The sequence below is a fragment of the Pseudomonas sp. Cab53 genome (genome assembly GCF_018325965.1).
GTDB classification, from domain to species: domain Bacteria; phylum Pseudomonadota; class Gammaproteobacteria; order Pseudomonadales; family Pseudomonadaceae; genus Aquipseudomonas; species Aquipseudomonas chlororaphis_E.
The window spans coordinates 3049377-3075141 of the sequence record NZ_AP021902.1; the positions used below are offsets into that span (position 1 = coordinate 3049377).

Genomic DNA, 25765 nt, shown 5'->3' on the forward strand with positions numbered 1-25765 from the left:
GCGGCCCCTTTTTGCCCGACCCGAGCGCCTGCGGCGGGAGCGGACTCTCTCACCACGCGAGCCCTGTGTTCGCGGTGTTCGCGCCTGGCATTTGAATTTTGCTGAATTCGTGAACATCGGCGCGGTCGGAACAAATAAGCCTGTGGCATGATGCCCATCGGATTTTCCCTGATATCCAACCCTCGGCGAGCGTCTTCTGTGTCAGTGATTCCCCTAGTGGTATGCGATGACTCCAACATGGCCCGTAAACAGGTATTACGGGCGCTGCCGGCGGACTGGCCGGTTTCGATCACCGAAGCCACCAATGGCCGCCAGGCCATGGATGCCATACGCCAGGGCCTGGGACAGGTGGTGCTGCTGGACCTGACCATGCCGGAAATGGACGGTTACCAGGTCTTGAGCGCCTTGCGCGCCGAAGGACTGACGGCCCAGGTCATTGTGATCTCCGGCGACGTTCAGGAAGAAGCGGTGCGCCGTGTGCACGAACTGGGCGCGCTGGCCTTCCTGAAAAAACCGTTCGACGAAGCCGAGTTGCGCCAGACCCTCGGCAAGCTGGGGTTGCTGGCACACCCCGGACAAACCCCACAACCACGCGCGGTACAAAACACCGCGATCAGTTTCCACGACGCTTTCCGCGAGACCGTCAACGTCGCCATCGGCCGCGCCGCTGCCTTGATCGCCAAGGTGCTTGGGGTGTTCGTGCAGTTGCCCGTGCCGAACGTGAACATCCTCGAAGTCGGCGAACTGCACATGGCCCTGGCCGATGCCAGCAATTCCCAGCAACTGACCGCGATCTGCCAGGGTTTCATCGGCGGGGGCATTGCCGGCGAAGCGCTGCTGATGTTCCACGATTCGGAAATCACCGACATCGCCCTCCTGATGCAGCGTGAAAGCGCCGATTATTCCGACCTCGAAATGTTGCTGGACCTCTCCAGCGTGCTGATCGGCGCCTGCCTGAGCAGCATCGCCGAGCAGGTCGACGTGGGGTTTTCCCAGGGCCATCCGCAGATTCTGGGCCAGCACGCGGCCATCGACGAGCTGATCCGGGTCAACCGCAAGCGCTGGAAAAAGACCCTGGCCGTGGAAATCAGCTATAGCCTGGAGGGCCAGGACATCAGTTTCGACCTGTTGTTGCTGTTCACCGAGGACTCCATTCCCCGCCTGACCCACAAACTCGCCTACTTGATGAACTGAGCCATGAACGATTCTATCGACCTGAACGAATTCCACTGGTTGCTGGCCGTGGTTCAGAGCATCGACGTCGGGGTGGTAGTGCTCGACCGCGACTACCGCGTGCAAGTCTGGAACACCTTCATGGAGAACCGCTCCGGCATACAGCCCAAGGATGCCCAGAACCAGCACTTCTTCAGCCTGTTTCCGGAAATCGACCGCCAATGGTTCAGCCGCAAGGTGGAAAGCGTCGCCACCCTGGGCACGCCGGCGTTCACCATCTGGGAGCAGCGCCCGTACCTGGTGCGGTTCATGAACTACCAGCCGATCACCGGCGAAGAAGAGTTCATGTACCAGAACACCACGCTGCTGCCGCTGCACTCCCCCGACAGCAAGATCAACCATATCTGCCTGGTGATCTACGACGTCACCGACGTCGCCACCAACCGTCATCAGTTGCAGGCCGCCAATGCGCAGTTGCAACAGTTGTCGAGCATCGACCGGCTGACCGGCCTGTACAACCGCGGTCACTGGGAAGAAAACCTCAAAGCCGCCTACGCCCGGCACCTGCGCTATGGCAATGAGCTGAGCCTGGTGATGTTCGACATCGATCACTTCAAGCGGGTCAACGACACCTACGGGCACCAGGCCGGCGACAAGGTGATCGAGCAGGTGGCGCGGGTCCTGCGCGAGCATGTGCGCGACTCCGATGCCGCCGGGCGCTACGGCGGCGAAGAGTTCGGCGTAGTGCTCTCCGACACCGACAAGGAAGGCGCCCAAGTATTTGCCGAACGCCTGCGCAAGGCCATCGAAGGCCTGGAAGTGATGCATGGCGACCAGCGCATCCGCTTCACCATCAGCCTGGGCGTCGCCGACCTGAGCCAGCCCGCCAACAGCCATGCGGACCTGATCGCCTGGTCGGACCACGCCCTGTACACCTCCAAGGAATCTGGGCGTAATCGGGTGACGGTGTATGGGTAAATAGCACGTCAGCCCAGCTCAGTTAATTGCGAGATACCTCAACTGAACTGGGCCTTTGTGGCCTTATCAGGTTTCAGACTTCACCCAGGGCGAACTCGAACCGCACCGCTTGCACGATCCCGCCGATGACATCGCCCACCAGCCATTGGCCCTTTTGCGCACTCGCACCCAACGCCGATGAGAGCACGCCACTGGCGGGCACCCATTCGGTGCGCGTGGGGTACAGGTCGTAGACCGGGAATTCGGCCGGGCCATGGGCGGGAATCCGGTCAAGCGCCACCAATTGCGGGTGATAGTGCAGCATCATCGAGGTTTCGATGACCGCCGCATGTTCCAGGGCGATACCGGGGAAACCGTCGGGGAAAATCCGCTCGATCGTCTGGGGCGGCACGAACTCCCAATGTTCCAGGCGCATGACCTGCAGGCCAGCGTCCGGGCCGATGTCGCGCAGGGCCAGGTCGATGCCCTCGGTCACGAACCATTGGTTCTCGTAATGCCCAATCACCAGGACCAGGCGCTTGACCCCATGGCGATGAAACTCGCGCACGGCATCGCGGACCATCGCGATCAGCGTCGCGCCGTCCACGCTGGTGGTGCCGCAAAAGTGCTGCCCTCCTCCGCACTTGGGCTGGGATTTGTACCCATAGGCCAGCGCCGGCGCGACGATGCCGTGGATTTCCCGGGCGACGTCTTCGCTGATGGCGCTGGCCAGCAAGGCGTCGGTGCCCAGGGGCAAGTGCGGTCCATGCTGTTCGGTCGCACCGATCGGCAGAAACACCACGGCACCGGATTGCACGCGGCGCTCGTATTCGACCCAACTGAGGTTGTCCATCCGGACGTTGTTCATGGCTGTCTTCCCATCGTCGGTTGTGAGGCAAAAGTCCCGACGCCAGGGGCGCCGGGAGCCGCGTCGTGCCTACGGGCGCGCCGGGTACCAGGATTCGGGTTCCGGATAATCCCAGTCCCCAGGGAACGCATAGGTCTCAAACACGGTGGTGGTGTCGGCCTCGGTGCCGAAGAACGCAAAATGGTTCACCCCCATCCAGGAGCCCGACTGCACGCACTTGAAGCCACGGCGTTGCAACTCGGCGATGCGTTCTTCGAAGGGAATGTTGTTGCAGTCATAGGCCACGTGCTGGATGCCTTCGCCGTGCTTCTCCAGGAAGTCGGCGAAGATCGTCGGGCCGGACACCGGCTCCATCAGTTCCCAGACCATGTTCCCAGACTGGGCGAAACAGACCTTCAGGACGAATTCGGCCGGCTCTCCGTGGTAGGTCTGGTTCTCGGTGTTGTCCGGGCTGAAGGTGTACACCCGCCATGGGCCAATCCCCAGCTTGAGCAAGCCATCCATGGTGCGCTGGTGGTCCCGGGTCACGATCGCGATTTCCACGACGTTGCCCAGGAAGGCGTCGACCTCGGCCCCGGCACTCAATGCCGACAGCACGTTAGTTTGTTCAAGATGAGACATATGCATTGACCTCTTTCATCGTTAATAGGTGTTTTACAGACAACTTCTTATTCAGCGACTGCCGGGGTGTGAACCGTTGCCACTCGCCGGGAAAGATGCAGTAAGTAATAACTGCCGCCGCCCACGCTTAATCCTGCCAACCAAGACAAATCGATTCCGCCCAAGGCCATTGCAATCGGCCCTTGTAATGACGCGACGGTGCCAACTTGAAATAACCAGGCCGCCAGTACACCCACGGCAAGGGCCAATACGCCTTTCCAGTTCACGTCGGTGCAGGCACTTTGCGAGTGGTGGCAGTACAACGAATCGAGATCCACCCGGCCGCGGCGGATCAGGAAAAAGTCCACCAGGGTGATACCCGCCCAAGGGCTGATCCACACCACAAAGAACACCATCAGGTTTTCAAAGGCATGGACGAACTCACCCGATTGCAGGAACAGATAAAGAATGAACAGTGCCACCACCCCCGAGACCAGCGACACCGCCCAGCGCGCAATGCGCAGGTCCAGCGACAGGGTCGCCAATGCCGCCGAGTAGATGACCACGATGTTGGTGGCCACCGGGCCGTGCAACAGCACCAGCAGCACCGGCAGCGCCATCGTGCCGAACACTGCGATGATCAGTTGCGCCGGGTCCGAACCGCCACCCGCCGAAGCAATCGCGGCGCCGAGGAAGGCGAGCCAGACGGTGGGCAGGAACATGCCCAGGAACGTCGAGCGAAATACCTGGCCGTCGGACAGTTTGGTCTGGGTGAACCGGGTGTAGTCCGAGGCGTAGACCAGCCATGAGATGCCCCAGCCGATCCCGATGGCCGTCATCAGGCTGCTCATGGCCGAGAGCTTGCCGATGCCCTGGATGGTGGACGTTTGCCACTGGATGTCCACGTGCGTGAACGCCAGCACGGTCATCACCATCATGATCACCAGAATCACCGGCATGGTGTAGCGCTCGAAGCACTTGATCGCGTTGAACCCCCAGGCCGCGATGACCACCTGCAGGACCATGACCGCCACGGCGATCAGGTACTTGAGTTCCATGCCGCCACTGACACCGACTTTCTCCAAGGCCGCCACCGACAGGTCGAGGACGATCCAGGTGTTGGTCGCCACCCACCCCATGGGCATCAGCACTTGCATGAGGGTGGGCAGGTAGGCGCCGCGCCGACCGAAGGCGAGCCGCGACAGCACCATCTGCGGCACCCCGGTCCGGTGGCCCATGATGCAGATGCCGCCGAACAGGGCCGCACCCAGCAGGTTGCCGATGACAATCACCAGGAGCGTTTCCATAAGGCTAAGCCCCAACTGGATGCCGATGGCACCGAGCACCCAGTTGATCGGTGCCACGTTGGCGCCGGCCCAGATCCAGAACTGGTCCAGGGGTGTGGACGTACGATGGCTGTCGGGCATGGGTTCAATGCCCAGCACATCGTGATTGACTTGACTGACTTCGGAGTTTCGACGCGTTGACATTATTATTTTCCTCGCTGATCGGCGACCACGTGAATCGCTGCGAATCATTAAATCGAGGTGCGAAGATTTAAGTAATTGATTAAACCTAAAAGGCCGTTTAGAAATATTCGCGGCTTTAGTTTTATTCAATTGCGCGCGACAACCAGAAGTGCAATTGGCACTTCAACGCGCCACAACCGCTCAAAAGAAGATGACCAGGTTAAATAAAATTAACGGGTTGAGTTTTATTGGCCAAACGCACAATAAATATCAATAGCCGAGCCGACGACCGTCGTGGCCCACTGGATCTGCTGCCGAGACATTTCGCCTCGGCATTTGAGGGAGTTATTCATGACCACGTTACTTCATATTGATGCCAGTGCACGCTCCGATCGCTCCTTGAGCCGTAAACTGTCCAAGGCGTTCGTCGACACCTGGCTTGAACGCGACAAACTGGCGCGGGTCATTACCCGTGACGTCGGGCACAACCCGCCTCCGTTCGTGACCGAGGCCTGGATTGCGGCGGTATTCACGCCCGAGGCACAGATGACCGCTGAAAAGCGCGAGCAAATCCGCCTTTCGGATGAGTTGATCGATGAAATCGACCGTGCCGACGTCATCGTCATCGGTACGCCGATGTACAACTATGGGATGCCCGCCGCGCTGAAATCCTGGTTCGACAAGGTGATCCGCATCGGCAAGACCTTCACCTTCGACCTGGGCCGGGGCGACTACCCGCTGGAACCGATCATGAGCGGCAAGAAACTGATCATCCTGTCTTCCCGAGGGGAATTCGGCTTTGGCCCCGGTGGTGTACGCGAAACCATGAACCACCTCGAAACCCATATCCAGACCTGCGCGCATTACCTGGGCGTGAACGAAACCCACGTCATCGCCATCGATTACCAGGAGTTCGGCGACGCTCGCCACGAAGCCTCCATCGCCGACGCCTTCGATGCGGTGCCGGTACTGGTCGGGCAACTGATCGGAGAACGACACAACCTGCGTGCGCCGGCTTGAGCAGCCGGCTTAACCCGACGAAGGGAGACGACATGACCACCCTGTTGCACACCGCCGAGCGACTGAAGCAAGGCCTGACGACCCCTGACGAACTGGTCGCGGCGGCCTTGGTCGCCGCCCGCCATGGCGCTCATGTGTTCATTGAGCTGTTTGAACAACGGGCCATCGAGGCGGCGCGGGCCTCGACCCAGCGCTGGCGGGACGGAACCCCGTTGAGCCCGTTCGACGGCATACCCTATGCGGTCAAGGACCTGCTGGACGTCGCCGGCACCCGGACCACCGCGGGCTCCATCACTCGCCTGGACGCGCCGATGGCGGACGCCGACGCCCAGGTCATCGCTGCGCTCAACGCGCGGGGGATGATCGCCCTGGGCAAAACCAATCTCTCGGAGTTCGCCTACTCGGGCCTTGGCCTGAATCCACATTTCGGTACGCCGAAGGGCGACATGGCCGTGGGCGAACGCCGCGTACCCGGTGGTTCGTCGTCCGGCTCAGCCATCGCGGTGCAACGAGGCATCGTCAGCTGTGCCCTAGGCACCGACACCGCCGGATCGATTCGCGTCCCGGCGGCGTTCAATGGCGTGGTCGGGTACAAGGCCAGCACCGGTCGCTACAGTATGCACGGCGTCCACCCGCTCGCCGTCACCCTGGACAGCCTGGGGCCGTTCGCCCGGACCGTCGCCGATTGCGTCGCCCTGGATGCGGCCATGCGCGGTGCTGCCTGCCCGGCCATCGACCCCGGCGCGCTTTCCCGCCTGCGCCTGGTGGTCGACGATGCGGTGCTGGCCGATGACGCGTTGCAGCCAGCCGTCCGCCACAACCTGTTGGCCATGATGGAATGTCTTCGTGGCGCTGGCGTACAGGTTGAACACCGTGCTGTGCGCGCCGTGGCCAACACCCGGGCGCTGATCGCCCGGGATGGCTGGCTGGGGGCGATAGAAGCCTGGCGGCTGTTGGAGGCGATCGTCGAGGGGCCGGACGGCGCGCGTATGGACCGACGGGTCCGGGCGCGCCTGCGTTCGGCCAAGGCCATCGGCCCTGGGGTCGAAGCCAGGATTCGCCAGGCCCGCGACGAGTTGATGGCGGCCATCGAACGTGAGCTCGACGGTGCTCTGCTGGTCATGCCGACGGTCAAGCATGTCGCGCCGGCGATGGCGCCCCTGGAACAGGACGACGCGCTGTTCGCCGCAGTCAATCTGCAAACCCTGTCGCTGACCATGATCGGCAGCCTGCTGGATATGCCGGGGGTGGCCGTGCCGTCTGGCACGGACCCCGCCGGGCTACCGACCTCGGTATTGTTCTCGGCCCCGCAAGGCCACGATGACGCACTGCTCGGCGCGTGCCTGGCGATGGAAAGCACCCTTCACGCGGCGAAAGTCAGGGGGTAGGCAACGGCTGGCCGGCCAGGTCATCCAGGGTGTTTTCCCGGAATGACCTGGCTTCGCCGAGCAACCAGTCGCGAAACACGCCCAGGCTACGGCGCGAGGCACCCGGGTTGTTCTCTATCAGGTGGTACGTGAAACCTGGCAAGGTCGGGCCTTCGACCCGGCGCATCCGGCCAGAACGCAACGCTTCGTCCATCAGCACCGTGCTGCACAACAACGGCCCGAGCCCGCGCTCCACCGCGTGCAGCGCCAGGGTTTCCTCGCTGTACCAGGAAATGCGCAATTCCCGCGACGGATCATGCGCGACCCTGGCGAGCCAGGCTGACCAGGAAGGCGCTTCGAGGGCCTGGTTCTTCCACTTGAATGCCAGCAATGCGCGCTGGTGAAAATCATCGATGGTGGGCGCCCGTCCGTCGGGACAGATGCGGGCGTCCGCCACCGCCATGTAACGGTCCTCGAACAGCACCGGCGCGCGGGCATTGGCGGTGAGCGGGCCATAACGAATCGCCAGGTCGACAGTTTCGGTGCGCAGGTCCACGACTTTCTCCGAGGCATGAATCGAGACCACAATGTCCGGGTAAATGGCGTTGAAGGCCGCCAGCCGCGGCATCAGCCACCGTTCGGCGAACGCCCGCGTGGTGGACACCTGGATGGCATCCGCGGCCTTTGGTGCGTCGATCAGGGCGAACGCCTGGGCGATCTGGTCGAAGCCGTCGCGCAACAACGGATAGATCGCCTGGCCGGCCGCGGTGAGCGTGACCGTCCGGCCCCGCTCCAGGAGTTTTTGCCCCAAGCCGTCTTCCAATTGTCGGACCTGATGGCTGACCGCAGCGACCGTGACGGAAAGCTCGTTCGCCGCCGCTGAAAAGCTCTGGTGCCGTGCGACGGCTTCAAACGCCCGAACGGAGTTCAGGGGAGGTATTTTGCGCATGGTTGTGCGGCCTCTTATCAGTGTGGCTTACCACGGACCCAGTATCCTGCTGACCGGTCGCGGCCGCCAGCAGGCTTTACCGGACGCTCAGATCACGCAGTAGTGAATATCCTGGGGCTGCATGCCATTGACGGCCGTGATGTCCTGGGGGCAGGCCGAGAGCACGACCACGGCGTCCATCGCCGCTTGCAGGCAGACGTAGTGCCCTGGTTCGCTGACCGGCGCCGCGAACTCGATGCGCCCGTCCCGATGAACCGGCACGTTCATGAACAGATTCAACGGGCTCGGAGTATCTGGCGCCGTCAGGCCCAGGGTCTGCAAGGCCAGGAACAGGTTCTCGTTGCAACTGGCATGATGGCCGACCACCCCCAGTTGCACGTAGCGGGTCGGATCGCAGGCGGCCACCAGGGAGTCATGGACACCAGGCGAGGTGTCTTCGATGAGCGTCAGGATGATGCGGCGCTGGTTGGTCAACAAGCCGTCTCCCTTGCACGGGTTGAGCTTCAGCCAGAAAGGACGGCTGTGCTCCATCGACATCGACTCTGTCAGGTCATCCGGGTTGAACGCCCAGGTGTCCACGACTTGCTTGCCGTGGGTGTTGACCACCTTCAGGGTCTGCCCCTTGCTCAGGCGGATCGCCACGCCGTGCCGGGCCGGGAGGCGGAGGTGTTCACCGGGATGGATCGAAGTCACTGCGTTCATGTGTTTGCCCCTTCTGGACAGATGGATTGGCCCGTGTACTGGACCCCTGCCCAAAGCAAAACATACGACCCGTGTACAAACCAATAATATAAAGTGGCCTCGGTATAAGTTGGATTTATAGGAAAAACCATGCGAATCCGTCAGCTCGAATGCTTCAGGACGTTGATGATCCACGGCACCATGACCCGGGCGGCAGAGTTGCTGAACATTTCCCAGCCCGCCATCAGCAGCACCATTGCCAACCTGGAGCACGACACCGGCCTGACCCTTTTCGTGCGCAAGGGCGGGCGCCTGCAACCGACGCCCGAGGCGCGGCTGTTTTTCGTCGAAGCGCAACGGGCGCTGGAGGCCGTGGAGAAAACACAGCGCATCGCCAGGGAAATTCGCACCGGCAAGCGCGGACATCTGGCCATTGCGGCCTACGCCAGCCTGTCGATCGCGCTGTTGCCTCGGTTGATGGCCGAGTTCGCCAGGGAACGGCCAGGGCTCGAACTCAAGCTCATTACCCGCAACTCACAATCGGTCCGTGAGCTGATGACCACCCAGCAATTCGACCTGGCCGTCGCCGAGTTGCCCCTCGACTACCCCGCCGCCCACATGGACGTCATCCGCTATGAGTGCCAATGCATGCTGCCGCCGGGCCATCCCTTGGCCGATAGGGACGTGATCACCCCGGCGGACCTGGACGGCGTGCCGTTCGTTTCGCTGTTCAAGGGCGACCCCATCTATCAGCAACTGGCCACGGCCTTCTCAGCCTATGGCGCCGCCTGGAACGTGGTGGCGGAAACAGAGTTCTTTTCCAGCGCTTGCGAACTGGTGCGCTGCGGCCTGGGGGTGGGCCTCGTCGACCCGGTGGTCAGTCGGCCCTTCACCGAACACCTGCTGCTCAAGCCGTTTTCGCCCCCGATCCAGTATGAAATTGCCCTTCTGCTGCCCACCCAGGAAGAACCGTCGCAACTGGCGCGCGCGTTTGCAACGTTCCTCAAGCAGCAGTTGTGAGCACAGGCTCAGCCCAGGTCGCCCCCACCCACCGGCAAGGTCACACCGGTGATGTATGACGCGTCGTCGGACGCCAGGAACAGGATCGCGGCGGCTTGTTCGTCCAAGGTGCCGTAGCGTTTCATCAGGCTGCTGTCCAGGGTCTGGTCGACGATTTGCTGGTACCAGGTTTTTTCCTGCGGGCTTTGCTCGGCACTGTTTCGCGGGATCAACCGGGGCGGTGCCTCGGTGCCGCCGGGTGCCGTCGCGTTGACCCGCACCCCGCGACCGGCGGTTTCGAAAGCCAGGCACGCGGTCAATGCGTTGACCCCACCCTTCGCGGCGCCGTAGGGCACCCGATTGATGCTGCGCGTGGCGATGGAGGACACGTTGACGATCGCGCCGCTGCCCTGCTCAAGCATCAATGGCAACGCCGCGTGGCAGCACCACAGTGTCGGGAACAGCGAGCGGCGCACTTCGGCCTCGATCTGCGGGGCTTCGTAATGTTCGAAAGGCTTGGCCCAGATCGTGCCGCCGACGTTGTTGACCAGCACGTCCAGGCGGCCGAAATGCACCACGGCGAGGGTCATCACGCGGCGGCACTCGTCGTACTGTTCCAGGTCCGCCGTCAAGGCAAGCACCGGGTGGGCCGATGCCAGTTCCTCCTGCAACGCCAGCACTCGCTCAGAACGGTCCACCAGGATCAACCGCGCACCTTCGGCCGCCATGCGTTGCGCCACCCGCAGCCCGATGCCCTGGGCGGCGCCGGTGATCAACGCGACTTTTTCGTTGAATCGGCTCATGGACACCTCAAGCCGCGCTGGCGGCGAATTTTTCGTAGTAGAAGTTCGCCGGGGCAATGCCCTGCTCGCCCATGAACTGGCTGACCGCCTCGACCATGGGCGGCGGACCGCACAGGTAAACGTCGACGTCACCCTCGTTCAGATGCCCAGGCTCGATGTGCTCGGTCACATAACCCTTGAGCGGATGCTGGCTGGCCGGGTTGGCCACGCAGGCAGCGAAGCTGAAACGGGGGATTCGGGCGGCGAAGGCTTGCAGCCGCTCCAGCTCCACCAGATCGACATCGTTGCTCACGCCATAGATCAGGTGGACCGGGTGCCCACTGCCCTGTTCGGCGATTTTTTCCAGCATCGCGGTAAACGGGGCCAGGCCAGTGCCACCGGCCAGCAGCAACAGCGGCCGCCGTATGTCACGCAGGTAGAAACTGCCCAGCGGCCCGGCCAGCCGCAGCGTGTCACCGGCCTTGGCCTGGCCGGTGAGGAAGCTGCTCATCAGGCCGCCCGGCACGTTGCGAATCAGGAAGCTGACTTCGCCGTCGCGCGGCAGCGTGCTGAACGAGTAGGCGCGGGTCTGGTCGCTGCCGGGCACACCGAGGTTCACGTACTGGCCCGGCAGAAACGCCAGCGAGCTCAAGGCCTCGCCTCTGATCGACAAGGCGATGGTGCTCTGCGACAACTGGCGCACCGCACTGATGGTCGCCTCGAAACGGGCCTGTTGCGTGCGGCAGACGTCCGAGGATACGGGCACCTTCACCACGCAATCGCTCTGGGCGCGCATCTGGCAGGTCAACACAAAGCCCTGCTGCGCTTCGTCGGCGGTGAGCGCATCGTCGATGTACTCCTCGCCCAAGTCATAGCGCCCGGCCTCGGCAAAGCACTTGCAGGTGCCGCACGCGCCGTCGCGGCAGTCCAGGGGAATGTTGATGCCCTGGCGATAGGCGGCATCAGCCACAGTCTCGCCAGCCTCGGCCGCGATGAACCGGGTGACGCCGTCTTCGAAGTTCAATGCAATGGAATGAGTCATGACGGCAGTCTCACAGGTGATAGACATCGATGACCTGGCGAACGTAATCGTTCTTCAGGACCACTTTCTTGGCCTTGATCAGCGGGTTTTCACCGCGCATATCCAGGGTGTAGAAGCTGCTGCCGAAGTAGCTGTCGACGGTCTTGTAGCGAAAGCTCAGGGTGTGCCAGTTGAAGCGCACCTGGCACAGGCCGTCGCGTTGTTCGAGCAGCTCGATGTTGCTGAGGTTGTGGGAGGTGCGGGTGTCTGGCACGGTGGCGCTGGAACGCTCGGTCTTGATCCGAAAGACCCGGTCTTCCAGGCCGGTGCGGTTGCCGTACCAGATCAGGGAGATTTCCCGCTGCGGGTCTTCGGTCAACTCGTCGTTGTCGTCCCAGGCGGGCATCCAGAACGTCGCATCCGGGGCGTACAGCTCCAGCCAGGCGTCCCATTGGCGGTCGTCGAGATAGCGGGCTTCGCGGTAGAGAAAGTCGCGCACGGCGTCATGGGTAATGGTCATTGCACGGCCTCCACGGCGATCCGTTCCGACTGCTCGGCCGCCAGGGCCTTGAGCAGGGTTTGCTGCCAATACTTGTGCTGCAACACGAACAAGCCTTCGTCCTCGGTGCGCACACCGCTGAGCAACGGCTGCAGGTCGATCTCCCTCGCGGCCTCATCGGCGCCCTCGACCCAGTGCTCGGCGCCCCGAGACATGTCGTTCCAGGCGGTCGCACTGCCCTGGTAGCCGGTCTGGCAAGAACGGAACTCTTCCAGGTCATCGGGCGTGGCCATGCCACTGACGTTGAAGAAATCCTCGTATTGCCGGATCCGGCTCGAACGGGCCTGGTCGCTCTCGCCCTTGGGCGCGATGCAGTAAATGGTGATTTCCGTGCGGTTGACCGAGATCGGCCGGGCGATGCGGATCTGCGAGCTGAACTGGTCCATCAGGTAGACGTTGGGGTACAGGCACAGGTTGCGCGAGTGCTCGATCATCCAGTCGGCGCGGGCCTTGCCGAAGCCCTGGGCGAGCTCATCGCGGCGCTCGTACAGCGGCCGGTCCTCGGGGTTCGCCCATCGGGTCCAGAGCAGCATGTGGCCGCGGTCGAAGGAATAGAAACCGCCGCCTTGCCGGGCCCAACTGCCGGCGCTCATGGTCGGGTTGCAATCGCCGGCCTCGCGCTGCTTGCGCTGGTTCTGGGTGGCCGCGTAGTTCCAGTGCACGGAACTGACGTGGTAGCCGTCCGCGCCGTTTTCCGCCGTGAGTTTCCAGTTGCCTTCGTAGATGTAGCTCGACGAGCCCCGCAGCACTTCCAGGCCGTCGGCGGACTGGTCGACGATCATGTCGATGATCTTGGCCGACTCGCCCAGGTGCTCGACCAACGGCACGACATCGGGGTTGAGGCTGCCGAACAGGAAGCCACGATACGACTCGAAACGCGCGACCCGGGTCAGGTCGTGGGAGCCTTCGCAGTTGAAACTCGACGGATAGCCCGCCGCCGCAGGGTCCTTGACCTTGAGCAACTTGCCGGAGTTGTTGAACGTCCAGCCGTGGAAGGGACAGGTGTAGGAGCTCTTGTTGCCGGATTTGTGTCGGCAGAGCATCGCGCCACGGTGGCTGCAGGCATTGAGGAAGGCGTTGAGCTCACCGTCCTTGTTGCGCGCGATGAAGATCGCCTGGCGCCCCATGGTGGTGGTGTAAAAGTCGTTTTTCTCGGGAATCTGGCTTTCGTGCGCCAGGTACAGCCAGTTGCCCTCGAAGATGTGCTTCATCTCCAGGTCGAACAGCCGTGGGTCAGTGAACATCTCGCGCTTGCAGCGATAGATGCCGTGTTCCTTGTCGTCTTCAAGCAGGGAGTGAAGGTATTCGGGTCGCAGGGACATGGCCGCCGCCTCCATTGTTTTTGTTCAGGCAGGGCCATGCTAGGACGGGGGGATGGGGTGCACTATCCGAAGGTTGCAGACCTTTATCCGTTTTGCGCAGGGAGAATCGACTGGCGAATTGAGTTGGATGCGTTGCCGTCTTCGCGGGCAAGCCCGCTCCCACAGCGTTATTGGGTGGCTCAAGATGTGTGTCCGCCCCAGACGCCCTTGTGGGAGCGAGCTTGCTCGCGAAGGCGGTGGGTCAGTTGATGAAGAGGTCGACTGACCCACCGCATTCGCGGGCAAGCCCAGCGCATCAGTGGCGGCGTTTCAAGGTCTCGGAAGGCAGTTCGCCGAATTGCTTGCGGTAGCTGTCGGAGAAGCGCCCAAGGTGCAGGAAGCCATAGTCCAGGGCCACTTCGGTGACGTTGCGAACGTTGCACGCAGGGTCGCTCAGGCAAGCCTTGATACGCTCCAGGCGTTGCTGCCGGATGTAGTTCTTCGGTGTGGTGCCGGCATGGCGCTCGAACAACCCGTACAGCGACCGCAGGCTCATCCGCGCCTGGCGGGCCAGCGCCTCGCTGTCGATGTCCTGTTTGAGGTGACGGGCGATGTAATCGGCGAGCCCCTCGAACGTGGCCGCCTGCGAGCCGAGGCAGGTACGGCTGACATTGGTTTTCATCAGGCCAAGCATCTTGCTGGCGATGATCTGTGCGTAGTGTTCCTGCACCCTGGGCACCGGCTCGCTGGCTTCGGCTTCCTGGCAGATCATGGCCAGCAGGCCGACAAACCCTTCCAGTTCATCGAGCCGATAACGGTTCTCCAGGAACCGCACGCCCTGCCCCGGATACCGCCAGCGTTGCTCGTCACAAAGCGACTCAAGCAGCTGGACCGGCAGCTTGATGATGAATTTCTCGCAGTCGGCCGAATAGGTCAGGTCCACCGGTTCGTCGGGGTTGATCAGCAACAGTTCGCCCGGCGTGAAGGCGTGTTCCAGCCCACGACCGCGCCACAGGCAATGGCCGTGCAACAACACTTGCAGGTGATAGACGTTCTCCAGCGCCCCGGACGTGACGCGCACGCTGCCGCCGTAGCTGATGCGACACAGGTCGAGGCTGGCGAACTTGCGGTGGTTGAGGCTGGCCAGCGGCCGCCCGGAACGGGGCATGCCGATGCGATGGGTACCGACATGCTGGTTGATGTAGCCAGAGACTGCATGAGGGTCGGCGTGATCGAACACGGTACTGCGCTGACTCAAGAGTTGCGCGTGCATCATCGGGTCACTCCCGTTCTTGTTATGGGGCCCAGGCCCTAAGCGGCGCTGCGGCCCAAACGCCGACGGCACGGGAAAAGTCCCGTGCCGCAGGTCACCGTCGTAGGGTTCAGGCTTCGAGTGCGCGAACACGCTCGTGGCGCTGCTGCTCTTCGGGCTGGGCGGACGGCTGCAAGGTAAAGTCAAAATCGATCTCGGCAAACCGGCCACTGACACCCCGGGCGCTGGCGCGCGCCGGATCGTCGCTGAAGGTGATCCTGGCGATCAGTTCGTCGCGGGTCGCGTAAGCGAAATCGTCATGCAGGTACTGGTCGCCATCCAGGTTGATCTGGGTGGTGAGGTGCCGATGGTCCGGTGCCGAGATAAAGAAGTGGATGTGCGCCGGACGCTGGCCATGGCGACCCAATTGATCGAGCAATTGCTGGGTCGGACCGTCCGGCGGGCAGCCATAACCCGACGGCACGATGCTGCGAAAGCGATAGCGGCCCTCGGCGTCGGTGACGATGCGCCGGCGCAGGTTGAACGCCGATTGCGTGGTGTCGAAGTACGAGTAGGTGCCGCCAGTGTTGGCGTGCCAGACGTCCACGACAGCGCCGGCCAAAGGCTCGCCAGCGGTGTTCAGGACTCGGCCCTGCATGAACAGGGTCACGCCCGGGTCGGCGCCGTCATCCAGGCGCGCCTCGCCTTGGCACAACGGCGCGCCGGCCACATACAACGGGCCTTCGATGGTACGTGGCGTCCCGCCGGACTTGCCGGCCTGCTCGTCTTCGGCATCCATCAGCAGGTCGAGGTAATGCTCAAGGCCCAGGCCGGCCACCAGCAGCCCGGCTTCCTGGCGCGCGCCAAGGACGTTGAGGTAATTGACGGCCTTCCAGAATTCCTCCGGGGTCACGCCAAGGTCTTCGATGATGTTCACCGAATCACGCAGGATCCGGTAAACCAGAGCCTTGGTGCGCGGGTTCCCTTCGTCGTTGAACAGGCCGCTGGCTTGCTCGAGAAACTGCTGGACGCCGGCCGTGTGGGAAATCTTGATGTTCATTTCGGTAGTTCCTCATCTTGTAATTATGAGTGTAGCGAGGCGGCCCCAACGGGCTCAGCGATCATCCTCGTGAATCGAGGACGGGTGGCGGCACATCGCAGTGACTTCGATCGCCATGTACGGGTACAGCGGCAGTTGCATCAGCAGGTCATGCAGTCGCTGAACGCTGTCGACGTCGAACACGCTGTAGTTGGCGTAGAGCCCGGCGATGCGCCACAAATGACGCCACGTGCCCTGCGCTTGCAGGCGCTGGGCCAGGGCTTTCTCGTCGGCCTTGAGCCGCGCGGCCCGTTCGGGGTTCATGTCGACCGGCAGGTTCACGGTCATCTTTACGTGGAACAGCATGGGGCTCTCCTCAGGCGCTTTGGACGTGGGTGGCGGTCTTGTCACGGCGCAAGAACGCCAGGCGCTCTTCATCCAGGCTCACCCCCAAGCCGGGGGCCTTCGGCACGTGCAGTTCGAAATCGCGGTAGACCAGGGGGGCATTGAGAATGTCTTCGGTCAGCAACAGCGGGCCGAACAATTCGGTGTCCCAGGCGAGTCGGTCCAGGGTCACGAACGCGTGGGCCGACGCCAGGGTGCCCAGGCCGCCTTCCAGCATTGTCCCGCCGTACAGCGCGATACCGGCCGCTTCGGCAATGGCCGCGGTGCGCAATACAGCGCGCGGGCCGCCGTTCTTGGCGATTTTCAGGGCGAACACCGAAGCCGCGCCTTCGCGGGCGAGATTGAATGCATCCTCTACGCTTTCGATGGATTCGTCGGCCATGATCGGTGCCGGGCTGATGGCGTTCAGGCGTGCCATGCCGGCGCGGTTGTTGCGCGAAATCGGTTGTTCGATCAAGTCGATGCCGTTGCTGCCCAAAACCCGGCAAGCCCGCAGCGCCACCGCTTCGTCCCACGCCTGATTGACGTCGACCCGTACGCTGGCACGTTCGCCCAACGCTTTCTTGATCGCAATGGCGTGCGCCAGGTCACGGTTGACTTCACCGGCGCCGATTTTCAGCTTGAAGATCCGGTGGCGGCGCAGATCGAGCATTTTTTCCGCTTCGGCGATGTCCCTGTCGGTATCACCACTGGCGAGGGTCCAGGCCACCGGCAGTGAATCACGGACCCGTCCGCCCAGCAGTTCACTGACCGGCAGGCCGAGGCGTTTGCCCTGAGCATCGAGCAAAGCGGTTTCGACGCCGGACTTGGCAAAGGTGTTGCCACGGATACAACGCTCCAGGCGCAGCATCGCGGCGTTGACGTTACGGCTGTCCTGGCCGAGCAGCAGCGGTGCGAAGTGCCGGTCGAGGTTGGTCTTGATGCTTTCGGGGCTTTCGTTGCCATACGCCAGGCCACCGATGGTGGTGGATTCACCAATGCCCTCGATGCCATCGGCGCAGCGCACGCGGATGATCACCAGGGTCTGGTGCTGCAGGGTGTGCATGGCCAGCTTGTGCGGGCGGATGGTTGGCAGATCGACGATGATCGTCTCGATCGACTCAATGGCGGTTTCCAGCATCTCGATACCCATCAGGTTCTTAAAATTCTGGAACCGATTCTGGTACGGCTTTTTTCGGGAAGCCAATATAGAATTGGTCTGGATCGATACCTTGAAGGTATTAACCATTCACTCATGGGAGGCCCCATGGAACTGCGCCACCTGCGGTATTTTCAGGTCCTGGGGCAAACCCTCAATTTCACCCGCGCCGCTGAGCGCCTGCACATCGCCCAGCCACCCCTGAGCCGGCAGATCCAGCAGTTGGAAGACGAATTGGGGGTCATGCTGCTGGAGCGTGGGCGTCCACTGAAACTCACCGACGCCGGACGTTTTTTCTTCGAGCAGACCACCACCCTGCTGGAACAGTTGGAAAAGGTCTGCGGCAATACCCGGCGCATCGGCGAGGGCGCAAAGCGTTGGTTGGGGATCGGTTTCGCGCCGTCAACCTTGTACGGCGTGCTGCCGGAACTGATTCGCCGCCTGCGTAGCCACGAGGCGATGGCGCTGGAACTCGGGCTCTCGGAAATGACCACGCTGCAACAGGTCGAGGCGCTCAAGGCCGGGCGTATCGACATTGGCTTCGGGCGCATCCACATCGACGACCCGGCGATTGTCCAGCGAGTGCTGACGGAGGATCGCCTGGTGGTCGCCCTGCCCGCCGGGCATCCGCTGATCGGTCAGCCGGTGACGCTGGATCAACTGGTCACCGAACCTTTCGTGCTCTACCCCGGCAACCCACGCCCGAGCTATGCCGACCATGTCATGGGCCTCTTCAAGGCGCGAGGCCTGAGCATCAATGTTGCCCAGTGGACCAACGAACTGCAGACCGCCATCGGCCTGGTGGGCGCCGGCATGGGCATCACCCTCGTGCCGGCCTCGGTGCAGGTGTTGCACCGCGACGACATCGGTTTCTGCACGCTGCTGGAGGACGACGCGACCTCGCCGATCATCCAGAGCCGACGGGCCAACGACGCGTCGCCAGCGATGATCCATTGCTTGGCCCTGATCGACGCGCTGAGGGAAGAACTCGGACGGCAATGACGCCTTCTTGCTGCCGGCAGGAAAATTAACGAAACGAGCGGCATCACGGGCGGTCTAGAAAATTAAGCCCATCTGATGAGAGTGTTCTTATGTTGAAATTCCTTGGCGGCACCGTTGGCATCATTTTCCTGATCGGCCTGATCGTGGTCATTGCGCTGTTCAAGTTCATCTTCTGATGACAAGGACGGCTTGATGGTCATGCCAGCAGCGCGGTAATCCACTTCACCTCGCGGGCAACGGCCTGCACCTTCGCCTCGGGCACGGCCTGCCGCGCCTGGGCGAAGCTGGCCAGTGTCTTGTGCTTCTGGCGCAGCAGGCGCTGCCACTTGGCCAGGAAGGCCGGGCTGCGTGACTGCAACTGCAAGGGGCCGAAGTACAGCTCCTGGGCGGTATACAGCACCGGGCCCGTGCGCTCGGCAACGATGATTTCATAGTCAAAGCGGTTCTCCCGCAGCACCTCTTCGCAGAGAATCCGATAGTCGTTCTCCATCAACCACTGGCGCAACGGCTGCTCACCGCCGTTGGGTTGCAGGATCAGGCGTTCTTGTCCGCTCAGGCGCGCTTTTGCGCTGTCGAGGATGTCGCGGATTGTCTCCCCGCCCATGCCGCAAAGGCTGATCGCCGTGATCCCATCACTTGGCTCGATCGCTTCCAGCCCGTTGGCCAGGCGCACCGTGACCTGGCGCTCCAACTCGCTTTCACGCACGGTTCGCTCGGCGGCCGCGAACGGCGTCAATGCCACCTCACCGGCCACTGCGGCTGTAATAGCGCCACGGCGAACCAACGCCACCGGCAGATAAGCGTGATCCGAACCGATGTCGGCCAATCGCGCGCCCAACGGCACGTGCGCCGCCACGCGTTCCAGACGCATGGACAATGTCTGTTCGTTCAACTGCCGCCCCTTTGACCCTCAACGTCCGGCACCTTTTGCCCGGATCGGGGCGCGATTCTGGCGAGCCACGTCGTGTAATTCAAATTTATGCGACAAGTCTCCCTCCAGCGCCGGCCGATCACGACGGGGGAATGGAGATCTGGCCCTCCTGGCCCGCCTCCCGGTATCTCGCCCGCAGCACCTCGGCCAGGCGCTGCTTGGCCTGGTCCTCGCCGTGGATCAGGCGGATTTCCCCGGGCCAGGCCTTCATTCCGGTGACAAAGCCCACCAGGTCAGCCTGGTCCGCATGGGCCGAGTAGCCGCTGACGCTGTCGACACCGGCACGGATGTCGACGCGAGCGCCCTCCAGCATCACGAATCCGCCCTCCGGCCCGTGGGTCAAAATGTCCCGCCCAGGCGTGCCCTTGCCCTGATAGCCGACGAACACCACGTTATGCCTCGGATCGCCCAACATGGCTTTGAGGTAGTTGACGATTCGCCCGCCGGAACACATGCCATTGCCGGCGATGACGATCGCGGGACGAGCGGTGTCGGTAAGGTGCTCGACGATGCGTCGGTGTTCATCATGGCTGTCGACCGTGATCAGTTGCTTGAAGGACAGCGGCTTGCGGCCTTGTTCCAGGCGTTGCCGGGCGTCGTCATCCCAGAAGCCCTGCAGCTCCTTGTAGGTGCGGGTGAATTGGCTGGCGAGCGGTGAGTCGAGAATGATCGGAATCTGCGGCCAGTCGATATCTGCAGCGCCGTTCCTGGCGTTGGCCTGGGGCTCACAGGCCGGGCTGGACAGGCCTTTTTCGTGAAGGATCTCTTCCAGTTCATACAGCAGGTCCTGGGTCCGGCCGATGCTGAATGAGGGGATCAGCACCGTGCCCTGGTCCGCCAACGCCCGCTCGATGGCGGCCAACAGGCGCTCGCGGCGATGGGCCCGGTCTTCGTGGCGGCGGTCACCGTAGGTGCTTTCCATGATCAGCAGGTCGGCGCGCTCAGGTGGCACCAGGTCAGGCAGGATCGGCGAATGTGGCGCTCCCAGGTCACCGCTGAACACCACGCGCCTGCCCGCCGGTTCCTCGTCCAGTTGCAATTCGACATACGCCGAACCCAGTACATGCCCGGCCGGTTGCAGGCGCACCTTGCAACGGGTCTGATCGGTTTCGTGCAGGGTGAACCAGTTGCCATAGGGCAAGGCAATGATCCGTTGCTCGACGACCTTGAGGTAGCGCTCCAGTTGCTCCTGATCGCGACTGATCGACAGGCGAAACGCATCCTCAAGCACGATCGGCAACAGCCGCGCCGAGGGCTCGCTGCACAGGATCGGACCCTCGAAGCCCGCCGCCAGCAGGTTGGGAATCCGCCCGACATGGTCGATGTGCACGTGCGTGACGATCAGGGCCTTGATGCCTTCGATGGAAAAATCCAGGCCCAGCGCATCGTTCCCGCCCTGCCCCTCGTCCTCTCCCTGGAACTGGCCGCAGTCGATCAGCAGACTGTAGGTCTCGTCCATCCAGACCTGATGACACGAGCCGGTCACACCTTCGTGCGCACCGTGGTGAATGACTTTCGGGTTGTTCATCAGGTTTCCTTGGCGGACGCTGGCTTGACGTCTTTTCGGCAACGCGCCGAGCGAGATAGTTTCCGCCGGTTAATGCCCTTCGCCACGCGCGATGGTGGGCTGAGCGGGAATCGACGCCTTGAGCAAGCACGGCTAGGTATCTCTACCGGCTATCGTTGATGCTATTGCCGACCGTACTTCCAGGAAGGTTATTCCAGTGCCTGACATGCCGAACCACCACGCGTACCTGAAACGCTTCAACGCGGTACTCGCCTACATCGAGGCCAATCTCGAAGCAGACTTATCGGTGAATGCGCTGAGCCAGGTGGCGAACTTTTCGGCGTTTCATTTCCATCGACAGTTCACGGCGTTCGTCGGGGTGTCCGTTTCACGCTATGTGCAACTGATGAGGCTGCGACAGGCGGCACACCGGCTCACCGCCCAGGCAGACTGTTCGGTGCTGGATGCCGCCCTCAGTGCTGGCTTCGAAAGTCCCGAAGCCTTCAGCAGAGCGTTCAGACGAGCATTCGGCCGGTCGCCGAGCGTTTTCCGCAAGGCGCCAAACTGGCAGGTCTGGAATGCGGTATTCGCCATCCCTCACTTTTCCAGGACCATCATCATGCAAGTCAAAATCGTGCAACGTGCCGAAGTCAGAGTCGCCGCGCTTGAACACTGCGGCCCTTCCGAACGCGTCGACGAGAGTGTGCGCACATTCGTCGAGTGGCGCAGGCAGAGCGGGCAATCGCCGGTGGCGTCCAGTCGGACGTTCGGCATTCCCTACAGCAACCCCGACACGACCCCGGCGCACGCGTTCCGCTTCGCCATTTGCGGTGAAATTCACGAGGCCGTGGTGCCCAATGAATTCGGCATTCGCGAACACGTCATTGCCGGGGGACGCTACGTGGTGGTGCGCCATTCGGGGTCGCCGGATCACATCGGCGAAACGATCTATCCGATCTATCGCGACTGGCTTCCCAACAGTGGCGAAGAACTGCGCAATGAGCCGCTGTTCTTCGAATACCTGAGTGTCTATCCCGAAACGCCGAAGAGCCAATGGCAGACGGATGTGTATGTACCGCTGCAGTAGCGGCGCGACGCGTTACTTGACCTCGACCAGTCGCTGGGCGTTCGAGCCTTCCAGGGACAGGTGGATGACGCCGGTCTTGCTGGGGAAGTTCGGCGCGTCGTCGTCGGTGTTTTCCATCACGGGGATGTCGATCAGGGTTTGCTCGCCCGCCGGGTCGCTGACCAGCTTGGCATTGAGCTTGTCGATCGAACGCCAGCTGTCACCGCCAATGCGGATGACGTCCAGCAGGCTGTAATGCAGCATGCCTTCTTCGTTTTCTTCAGGCGTGAAGGCGGCCAGGTATTGGCTGTAGTTGTTGCCGCCGCCGAAGCCTTCGATGGTGAACACGGCGAGCGTCACCTGGCTTTCCTCGCCGGTGTTCAAGGTCTGGGCCGTGGTCGCCTCGGGGTAGCCGGTGGCGTAGCTGTCCTGGAGCAGTGCCACCAGGTGTCCGACCTGCTCTTGCAGGGCTTTGGGCACACTGGCCGGCTCGGCGGCGTGGGTCAGGGAAGAAAACAGGAACAGGCTGGCGGCAAGCAGACGCAATGTCATGGTGAGAGATCCTTTCATGATGAGCGATCCAAGGTGTTGGAGATGATCGCGGATGTTAGCGCGTGGATGGGAATTTGCTATCGAATTTCGGGCAGGCAAGCTCCACCCCGATAACCTAAGGGAGCAAGCCTGCCCGCCAAGCCAATGGCTCAGCCGCCCTGAAATCAAGGCTGACGCCTCAGGTACATCCCCGGCAGATCCTCCGGGGACTCGAACACTTCGTTGTGGCTGATGACCGCGAAGTGGGGTAACAGCTGTATGTGATAAGGTCCGCCGTCGCCCAACGCCTGTGGCCCGCGCACGATGATCAGGTTGTCGGCGTCCATTGGCACCACTTGGTGCTCCCGCAAGACTTCCCGGGCCGTCGCGGCGTCCCTCACGGTCACGGTGAACTCTGCGACTTCCCTGCCCTCGGCATCCCGCTCGGGCAGGATCTTCAAGTCCAGGTCGGCGTCGTGCCCCTGGGCGTCCTTACGCATCTGGTAATGACCGCTGCGCTGGGCGGAACCGACTTTACCGCTCGCTTCGACATCCGGTTCGCCCGCATCACCGTGCAGCATGACCGCCATTTGCCGGTCATTGCCCTTGACGCCACTGATCCAGGTGCCGGTGAAGTCGTAGGGCTCGGCCTGTCCCTGAGTGATCCGCCAGATACCTGTCTGGCGGCCATCGTCGGCAAATTCCTGGAGGACCGCGTAGCTGTCATCGCCGTCGTTGTTCATAAAGCCGGCCAGCTTGATCGGTTTACCGTTGCCGCCCTTGGTATAGCGCACTTCACCGATCATCAGCGCGCCCTGTTGCTGGTACCAGAGGTCCACCGGGACTTTGCCGCCGACGGTGCCCTTGAGCATGATCGGGTCCTCGTAGTCCGGCCCGCTCAGGCTGGTCTGCTGGTGCCACTGGCCGTCCTTCAACTCACCGTAGGTCTGGCGTTTATAGCCGCTGGGCATGCTGGAGCTGTCGCCAAGCTCGCTCGGCTCGACCTCATCCTCGCTGGAAGAGCGAAGCCGGACCAACGCGTCACCCTGCATTTGCCACTGGGTGGTACGGGTCGAGCAGCAGCCGCGGTCGGTCTGGGTGAACAGGATATGGTCCAGGGCAATCACCGAGAACATCCCGCTGCTGGCTTGCTTCGCCAGGTCCGTCAGGGCGGCGTTGAGTACCCATTGGGGTTTGTTCGGGTCTTGCAGGTAGACGTCGAACATCGGCTTGTAGCGCGACTCAGGGTCCGTGCCGTTGCGAATCGCCAGGTCCTGGCGACCGTCGAAGTTGAAGTCGGCGAAATACAACAGGCTGAAGGGGCCTAGCAGCCAGGGGTTCACCTTGCCGTCGCGATCGACCGGCACATTGCCGGCCGGCGTCTGCAACTGCTGCAAGACTGCCTGCGTGTTGTTGTCGCGCACGGTGATGAACGCTTGCGCCAGTTGCTCGGGGTCTTCGGGCGGGTTCGGGAACAGGACGTCGACCCGGTATTGGCCGTCGCGGTCATTGACCGAAAAAGAGCGCGGTTCAGCCATCACCGGCGCCACCAGGGCCGCGGAAAGAAGCACACCACTGACAAGCGAACGCATCCATCGCTTCCTTGCTGAAAATCGGGGAGGCGCAGTGTAACGACAAGCTCGCCCCCATCGCGACAGCAGGCCGACCTTTCAATGCAGTTGTAAGAACTGCATCACAGGACGACACTTGGATTTTCGCCGTGCCAGGCTCGGCGCGGCGGCAACCCTGCAACAGTGACCCCATCATGACAATCGACTGGCTCAACTTCACTCCGTGGTCCTCCCTCGCCGGCGGCGTATTGATCGGCCTCGCCGCCGCCCTGTTTGTCATCGCCAACGGTCGCATCGCCGGCATCAGCGGGCTGATCGGCAGCCTTTTGCAACGTGGCAGCGAAGGCGTCGATGAGAAGGCGTTGTTTCTGCTGGGCTTGCTGGTCGCGCCGCTGTTATGGGGTGTGTTTGCCGTGGCGCCGCGAATCGAATTCCAGGGCGGCTGGCTTGGCCTTGCGGTCGCCGGCCTGTTGGTGGGCCTCGGCACCCGCTACGGCTCGGGCTGTACGAGCGGCCATGGCGTGTGTGGCCTTTCCCGCCTTTCACCGCGTTCGATGGTGGCCACGGCCTGCTTCATGTTCAGCGGTTTCGCCACCGTGTTCATCCTGCGCCATGTGCTGGGGGCCTGACATGGTCAAGTTGACGGCTTTTATCGCGGGTGTACTGTTTGGCTTCGGGCTGCTGCTATCGGGCATGACCAACCCGGCAAAAGTACTGGCGTTCCTGGACTTGGGCGGCGCCTGGGACCCTTCCCTGGGCCTGGTGATGGCCGGTGCGATAGGCGCGGCGATTGGCCCGCTGACCTGGGCCCGCCGCCGTTCACGCTCATTACTGGGCAACCCGATGCAATGGCCGGCCAAGCGCGAACTGGACCGGCGCCTGATCGGTGGCAGCCTGGTGTTTGGCATCGGCTGGGGCATCGCCGGCATTTGCCCCGGCCCCGCGGTTGCACTGCTGCTGACAGGGCATTGGCAAGTCATCCTGTTCAGCGTGGCGATGCTGGTGGGCATGCTGTTGTTCAGCGCCCTGGAGCGCCGAAACCTGCGTTGATGAACAGTCCAATGCCCGGCGGCGCAAGCCAGTCCCTTCGCCACCGGGCAGCCGTGCAACTGCTTTGCACCGTCAGTCGGCGGTGCCGCTGGTGACCACGGTGAATTTGCGGCTGAACTCGAACACCTCGCAGATTCCCGTGTGCCCGGCCGGAATCGACACGCCGTCGCCCGCCCCCATTTCAAAGCGTTCACCGGTGTCCATCGTGATCGCGATACGCCCTTCAATCAGCACGAAGGCTTCATCGTTGTCAAAACGCCAGTGAAACTTCGCCGGTTGCGAGGTAAAGAACGCGACGGACTTGTGCGGGGTTTTCACGCCGACGGTTCGCAGCAGTTTCATGCGGGTGTCCGGTTGGCCCTCGATGACATCGTCACCCAACGGATAGGCCAGCCAGCCATCTGGCGTGTTCAATGAAGCAAGCGCTACGGAGTCGATGGGGTTGGGCAGTCGGGGACGCGCAGTCATGTCTTCAATACCTCGTGCAGGAATGTATGGATGCGACTTATGACAAATGGCATAGTCGG

Annotated in this window: 28 protein-coding genes; 9 read left to right on the forward strand and 19 right to left on the reverse strand. The window is 62.5% G+C overall.

Translation table 11 applies throughout. The features are described 5' to 3' along the window. The first annotated feature begins 150 nt into the window (after positions 1–150). Both KI241_RS13310 and KI241_RS13315 read left to right on the forward strand, forming a co-directional pair. A complete protein-coding gene (locus KI241_RS13310) occupies positions 151–1194 on the forward strand; it encodes a response regulator (protein ID WP_212803876.1) in 1044 nt (347 codons plus the stop codon). A 3-nt stretch (positions 1195–1197) separates the two neighbouring features. After that, the gene (locus KI241_RS13315; protein WP_047738615.1) at positions 1198–2151 is read left to right on the forward strand and encodes a sensor domain-containing diguanylate cyclase; all 954 of its coding nucleotides are present in this window, start codon (positions 1198–1200) and stop codon (positions 2149–2151) included. 73 nt (positions 2152–2224) lie between these two features. On the opposite strand, the gene KI241_RS13320 is transcribed toward KI241_RS13315, so the two are convergent. The 3 genes from KI241_RS13320 to KI241_RS13330 all read right to left on the reverse strand — a co-directional run bounded on the left by KI241_RS13320 (position 2225) and on the right by KI241_RS13330 (position 5088). Beyond that, positions 2225–2998 carry a creatininase gene (locus KI241_RS13320; protein ID WP_212803827.1) on the reverse strand — a complete coding sequence of 258 codons (774 nt, stop codon included), beginning with the start codon at positions 2996–2998 and terminating at the stop codon, positions 2225–2227. 69 nt (positions 2999–3067) lie between these two features. After that, entirely contained in the window at positions 3068–3619 is a 552-nt protein-coding gene (locus tag KI241_RS13325; RefSeq protein ID WP_042729138.1) for a VOC family protein, read from the reverse strand. A gap of 47 nt (positions 3620–3666) precedes the next feature. After that, on the reverse strand, positions 3667–5088 hold the full coding sequence (locus tag KI241_RS13330; RefSeq protein ID WP_042729139.1) for a cytosine permease: 1422 nt from the start codon (positions 5086–5088) through the stop codon (positions 3667–3669). Between the two features lie 330 nt (positions 5089–5418). Here KI241_RS13330 and KI241_RS13335 point away from each other — a divergent pair, with 330 nt between their 5' ends. Together KI241_RS13335 and KI241_RS13340 are read left to right on the forward strand one after the other, a co-directional pair. Next, the gene (locus tag KI241_RS13335) at positions 5419–6087 is read left to right on the forward strand and encodes an NAD(P)H-dependent oxidoreductase (protein WP_042729140.1); all 669 of its coding nucleotides are present in this window, start codon (positions 5419–5421) and stop codon (positions 6085–6087) included. Between the two features lie 32 nt (positions 6088–6119). Beyond that, positions 6120–7475, forward strand: coding sequence for an amidase (locus tag KI241_RS13340; RefSeq protein ID WP_042729141.1), 1356 nt, complete (start codon positions 6120–6122; stop codon positions 7473–7475). Here KI241_RS13340 and KI241_RS13345 read toward each other — a convergent pair. Beyond that, positions 7465–8403 (reverse strand): LysR substrate-binding domain-containing protein, encoded by a 939-nt coding sequence (locus tag KI241_RS13345; RefSeq protein WP_042729142.1) that lies wholly within the window; start codon positions 8401–8403, stop codon positions 7465–7467. The two genes, KI241_RS13340 and KI241_RS13345, sit on opposite strands and share 11 nt — an antisense overlap. Before the next feature lie 87 nt (positions 8404–8490). Then, the gene (locus KI241_RS13350) at positions 8491–9105 is read right to left on the reverse strand and encodes an urea carboxylase-associated family protein (RefSeq protein ID WP_042729143.1); all 615 of its coding nucleotides are present in this window, start codon (positions 9103–9105) and stop codon (positions 8491–8493) included. A 129-nt stretch (positions 9106–9234) separates the two neighbouring features. On the opposite strand from KI241_RS13350, the gene KI241_RS13355 reads away from it, so the two are divergent. Beyond that, positions 9235–10104: a LysR substrate-binding domain-containing protein gene (locus tag KI241_RS13355; RefSeq protein ID WP_042729144.1), complete on the forward strand. Its 870-nt coding sequence runs from the start codon at positions 9235–9237 to the stop codon at positions 10102–10104. An 8-nt stretch (positions 10105–10112) separates the two neighbouring features. On the opposite strand, the gene KI241_RS13360 is transcribed toward KI241_RS13355, so the two are convergent. The 8 genes from KI241_RS13360 to KI241_RS13395 form a co-directional block, all read right to left on the reverse strand. Then, positions 10113–10886: a 1,6-dihydroxycyclohexa-2,4-diene-1-carboxylate dehydrogenase gene (locus KI241_RS13360; protein WP_212803828.1), complete on the reverse strand. Its 774-nt coding sequence runs from the start codon at positions 10884–10886 to the stop codon at positions 10113–10115. A 7-nt stretch (positions 10887–10893) separates the two neighbouring features. Beyond that, entirely contained in the window at positions 10894–11907 is a 1014-nt protein-coding gene (benC, locus tag KI241_RS13365; protein WP_042729146.1) for a benzoate 1,2-dioxygenase electron transfer component BenC, read from the reverse strand. 10 nt (positions 11908–11917) lie between these two features. Next, positions 11918–12406 carry a benzoate 1,2-dioxygenase small subunit gene (gene benB, locus KI241_RS13370; protein ID WP_042729147.1) on the reverse strand — a complete coding sequence of 163 codons (489 nt, stop codon included), beginning with the start codon at positions 12404–12406 and terminating at the stop codon, positions 11918–11920. Further along, positions 12403–13767, reverse strand: coding sequence for a benzoate 1,2-dioxygenase large subunit (gene benA, locus KI241_RS13375; protein ID WP_042729165.1), 1365 nt, complete (start codon positions 13765–13767; stop codon positions 12403–12405). Before benA ends, benB begins: the two co-directional genes overlap by 4 nt. A 295-nt stretch (positions 13768–14062) precedes the next feature. After that, positions 14063–15022 carry an AraC family transcriptional regulator gene (locus KI241_RS13380; protein WP_042729148.1) on the reverse strand — a complete coding sequence of 320 codons (960 nt, stop codon included), beginning with the start codon at positions 15020–15022 and terminating at the stop codon, positions 14063–14065. 106 nt (positions 15023–15128) lie between these two features. Then, positions 15129–16058, reverse strand: coding sequence for a catechol 1,2-dioxygenase (gene catA, locus KI241_RS13385; RefSeq protein WP_042729149.1), 930 nt, complete (start codon positions 16056–16058; stop codon positions 15129–15131). Positions 16059–16112: 54 nt separating this feature from the next. Beyond that, complete coding sequence (gene catC / locus KI241_RS13390) at positions 16113–16403, reverse strand: muconolactone Delta-isomerase (protein WP_042729150.1); 291 nt, start codon at positions 16401–16403, stop codon at positions 16113–16115. Between the two features lie 10 nt (positions 16404–16413). Further along, positions 16414–17562: a muconate cycloisomerase family protein gene (locus tag KI241_RS13395; RefSeq protein ID WP_161796104.1), complete on the reverse strand. Its 1149-nt coding sequence runs from the start codon at positions 17560–17562 to the stop codon at positions 16414–16416. Positions 17563–17688: 126 nt separating this feature from the next. On the opposite strand from KI241_RS13395, the gene KI241_RS13400 reads away from it, so the two are divergent. Beyond that, entirely contained in the window at positions 17689–18582 is an 894-nt protein-coding gene (locus KI241_RS13400) for a LysR family transcriptional regulator (protein WP_212803829.1), read from the forward strand. A 62-nt stretch (positions 18583–18644) separates the two neighbouring features. Here KI241_RS13400 and KI241_RS13405 read toward each other — a convergent pair whose 3' ends face one another. The 3 genes from KI241_RS13405 to KI241_RS13415 all read right to left on the reverse strand — a co-directional run bounded on the left by KI241_RS13405 (position 18645) and on the right by KI241_RS13415 (position 21041). Beyond that, positions 18645–18782: a hypothetical protein gene (locus tag KI241_RS13405; protein WP_160310728.1), complete on the reverse strand. Its 138-nt coding sequence runs from the start codon at positions 18780–18782 to the stop codon at positions 18645–18647. Beyond that, positions 18779–19474 (reverse strand): tRNA (adenine(22)-N(1))-methyltransferase TrmK, encoded by a 696-nt coding sequence (locus KI241_RS13410; protein ID WP_123579063.1) that lies wholly within the window; start codon positions 19472–19474, stop codon positions 18779–18781. Before KI241_RS13410 ends, KI241_RS13405 begins: the two co-directional genes overlap by 4 nt. 118 nt (positions 19475–19592) lie before the next feature. Further along, positions 19593–21041, reverse strand: coding sequence for an MBL fold metallo-hydrolase (locus tag KI241_RS13415; protein ID WP_080922042.1), 1449 nt, complete (start codon positions 21039–21041; stop codon positions 19593–19595). Positions 21042–21237: 196 nt separating this feature from the next. Here KI241_RS13415 and KI241_RS13420 point away from each other — a divergent pair, with 196 nt between their 5' ends. After that, entirely contained in the window at positions 21238–22107 is an 870-nt protein-coding gene (locus tag KI241_RS13420; RefSeq protein ID WP_042729154.1) for an AraC family transcriptional regulator, read from the forward strand. A gap of 12 nt (positions 22108–22119) precedes the next feature. On the opposite strand, the gene KI241_RS13425 is transcribed toward KI241_RS13420, so the two are convergent. Beyond that, positions 22120–22638, reverse strand: coding sequence for a hypothetical protein (locus KI241_RS13425; RefSeq protein ID WP_042729155.1), 519 nt, complete (start codon positions 22636–22638; stop codon positions 22120–22122). A 164-nt stretch (positions 22639–22802) separates the two neighbouring features. Beyond that, on the reverse strand, positions 22803–24209 hold the full coding sequence (locus tag KI241_RS13430; RefSeq protein WP_212803830.1) for a hypothetical protein: 1407 nt from the start codon (positions 24207–24209) through the stop codon (positions 22803–22805). A gap of 173 nt (positions 24210–24382) precedes the next feature. Between KI241_RS13430 and KI241_RS13435 the strand changes: the two genes are divergently transcribed. After that, a complete protein-coding gene (locus KI241_RS13435; protein WP_047738635.1) occupies positions 24383–24817 on the forward strand; it encodes a YeeE/YedE family protein in 435 nt (144 codons plus the stop codon). Between the two features lies 1 nt (position 24818). Next, a complete protein-coding gene (locus KI241_RS13440; protein ID WP_042729158.1) occupies positions 24819–25238 on the forward strand; it encodes a YeeE/YedE family protein in 420 nt (139 codons plus the stop codon). A gap of 72 nt (positions 25239–25310) precedes the next feature. Here KI241_RS13440 and KI241_RS13445 read toward each other — a convergent pair whose 3' ends face one another. Beyond that, complete coding sequence (locus KI241_RS13445; RefSeq protein WP_042729159.1) at positions 25311–25706, reverse strand: cupin domain-containing protein; 396 nt, start codon at positions 25704–25706, stop codon at positions 25311–25313. Between the last annotated feature and the right edge of the window lie 59 nt (positions 25707–25765).

Bases quoted from the DNA above. Each gene is read 5' to 3' on its own strand.
- KI241_RS13360 (WP_212803828.1), bottom strand. From the start codon at position 10,886: ATGAGCCGATTCAACGAAAAAGTCGCGTTGATCACCGGCGCCGCCCAG.
- KI241_RS13435 (WP_047738635.1), top strand. From the start codon at position 24,383: ATGACAATCGACTGGCTCAACTTCACTCCGTGGTCCTCCCTCGCCGGC.
- KI241_RS13345 (WP_042729142.1), bottom strand. From the start codon at position 8,403: ATGCGCAAAATACCTCCCCTGAACTCCGTTCGGGCGTTTGAAGCCGTC.
- KI241_RS13355 (WP_042729144.1), top strand. From the start codon at position 9,235: ATGCGAATCCGTCAGCTCGAATGCTTCAGGACGTTGATGATCCACGGC.
- KI241_RS13425 (WP_042729155.1), bottom strand. From the start codon at position 22,638: ATGACATTGCGTCTGCTTGCCGCCAGCCTGTTCCTGTTTTCTTCCCTG.
- KI241_RS13380 (WP_042729148.1), bottom strand. From the start codon at position 15,022: ATGATGCACGCGCAACTCTTGAGTCAGCGCAGTACCGTGTTCGATCAC.
- KI241_RS13340 (WP_042729141.1), top strand. From the start codon at position 6,120: ATGACCACCCTGTTGCACACCGCCGAGCGACTGAAGCAAGGCCTGACG.
- catA (WP_042729149.1), bottom strand. From the start codon at position 16,058: ATGAACATCAAGATTTCCCACACGGCCGGCGTCCAGCAGTTTCTCGAG.
- KI241_RS13405 (WP_160310728.1), bottom strand. From the start codon at position 18,782: ATGACCATCAAGCCGTCCTTGTCATCAGAAGATGAACTTGAACAGCGC.
- benA (WP_042729165.1), bottom strand. From the start codon at position 13,767: ATGTCCCTGCGACCCGAATACCTTCACTCCCTGCTTGAAGACGACAAG.
- KI241_RS13400 (WP_212803829.1), top strand. From the start codon at position 17,689: ATGGAACTGCGCCACCTGCGGTATTTTCAGGTCCTGGGGCAAACCCTC.
- KI241_RS13445 (WP_042729159.1), bottom strand. From the start codon at position 25,706: ATGACTGCGCGTCCCCGACTGCCCAACCCCATCGACTCCGTAGCGCTT.
- KI241_RS13320 (WP_212803827.1), bottom strand. From the start codon at position 2,998: ATGAACAACGTCCGGATGGACAACCTCAGTTGGGTCGAATACGAGCGC.
- KI241_RS13430 (WP_212803830.1), bottom strand. From the start codon at position 24,209: ATGCGTTCGCTTGTCAGTGGTGTGCTTCTTTCCGCGGCCCTGGTGGCG.
- KI241_RS13310 (WP_212803876.1), top strand. From the start codon at position 151: ATGCCCATCGGATTTTCCCTGATATCCAACCCTCGGCGAGCGTCTTCT.
- KI241_RS13415 (WP_080922042.1), bottom strand. From the start codon at position 21,041: ATGAACAACCCGAAAGTCATTCACCACGGTGCGCACGAAGGTGTGACC.
- KI241_RS13395 (WP_161796104.1), bottom strand. From the start codon at position 17,562: ATGCTGGAAACCGCCATTGAGTCGATCGAGACGATCATCGTCGATCTG.
- benB (WP_042729147.1), bottom strand. From the start codon at position 12,406: ATGACCATTACCCATGACGCCGTGCGCGACTTTCTCTACCGCGAAGCC.
- KI241_RS13335 (WP_042729140.1), top strand. From the start codon at position 5,419: ATGACCACGTTACTTCATATTGATGCCAGTGCACGCTCCGATCGCTCC.
- KI241_RS13315 (WP_047738615.1), top strand. From the start codon at position 1,198: ATGAACGATTCTATCGACCTGAACGAATTCCACTGGTTGCTGGCCGTG.
- KI241_RS13350 (WP_042729143.1), bottom strand. From the start codon at position 9,105: ATGAACGCAGTGACTTCGATCCATCCCGGTGAACACCTCCGCCTCCCG.
- KI241_RS13325 (WP_042729138.1), bottom strand. From the start codon at position 3,619: ATGTCTCATCTTGAACAAACTAACGTGCTGTCGGCATTGAGTGCCGGG.
- catC (WP_042729150.1), bottom strand. From the start codon at position 16,403: ATGCTGTTCCACGTAAAGATGACCGTGAACCTGCCGGTCGACATGAAC.
- KI241_RS13440 (WP_042729158.1), top strand. From the start codon at position 24,819: ATGGTCAAGTTGACGGCTTTTATCGCGGGTGTACTGTTTGGCTTCGGG.
- benC (WP_042729146.1), bottom strand. From the start codon at position 11,907: ATGACTCATTCCATTGCATTGAACTTCGAAGACGGCGTCACCCGGTTC.
- KI241_RS13330 (WP_042729139.1), bottom strand. From the start codon at position 5,088: ATGTCAACGCGTCGAAACTCCGAAGTCAGTCAAGTCAATCACGATGTG.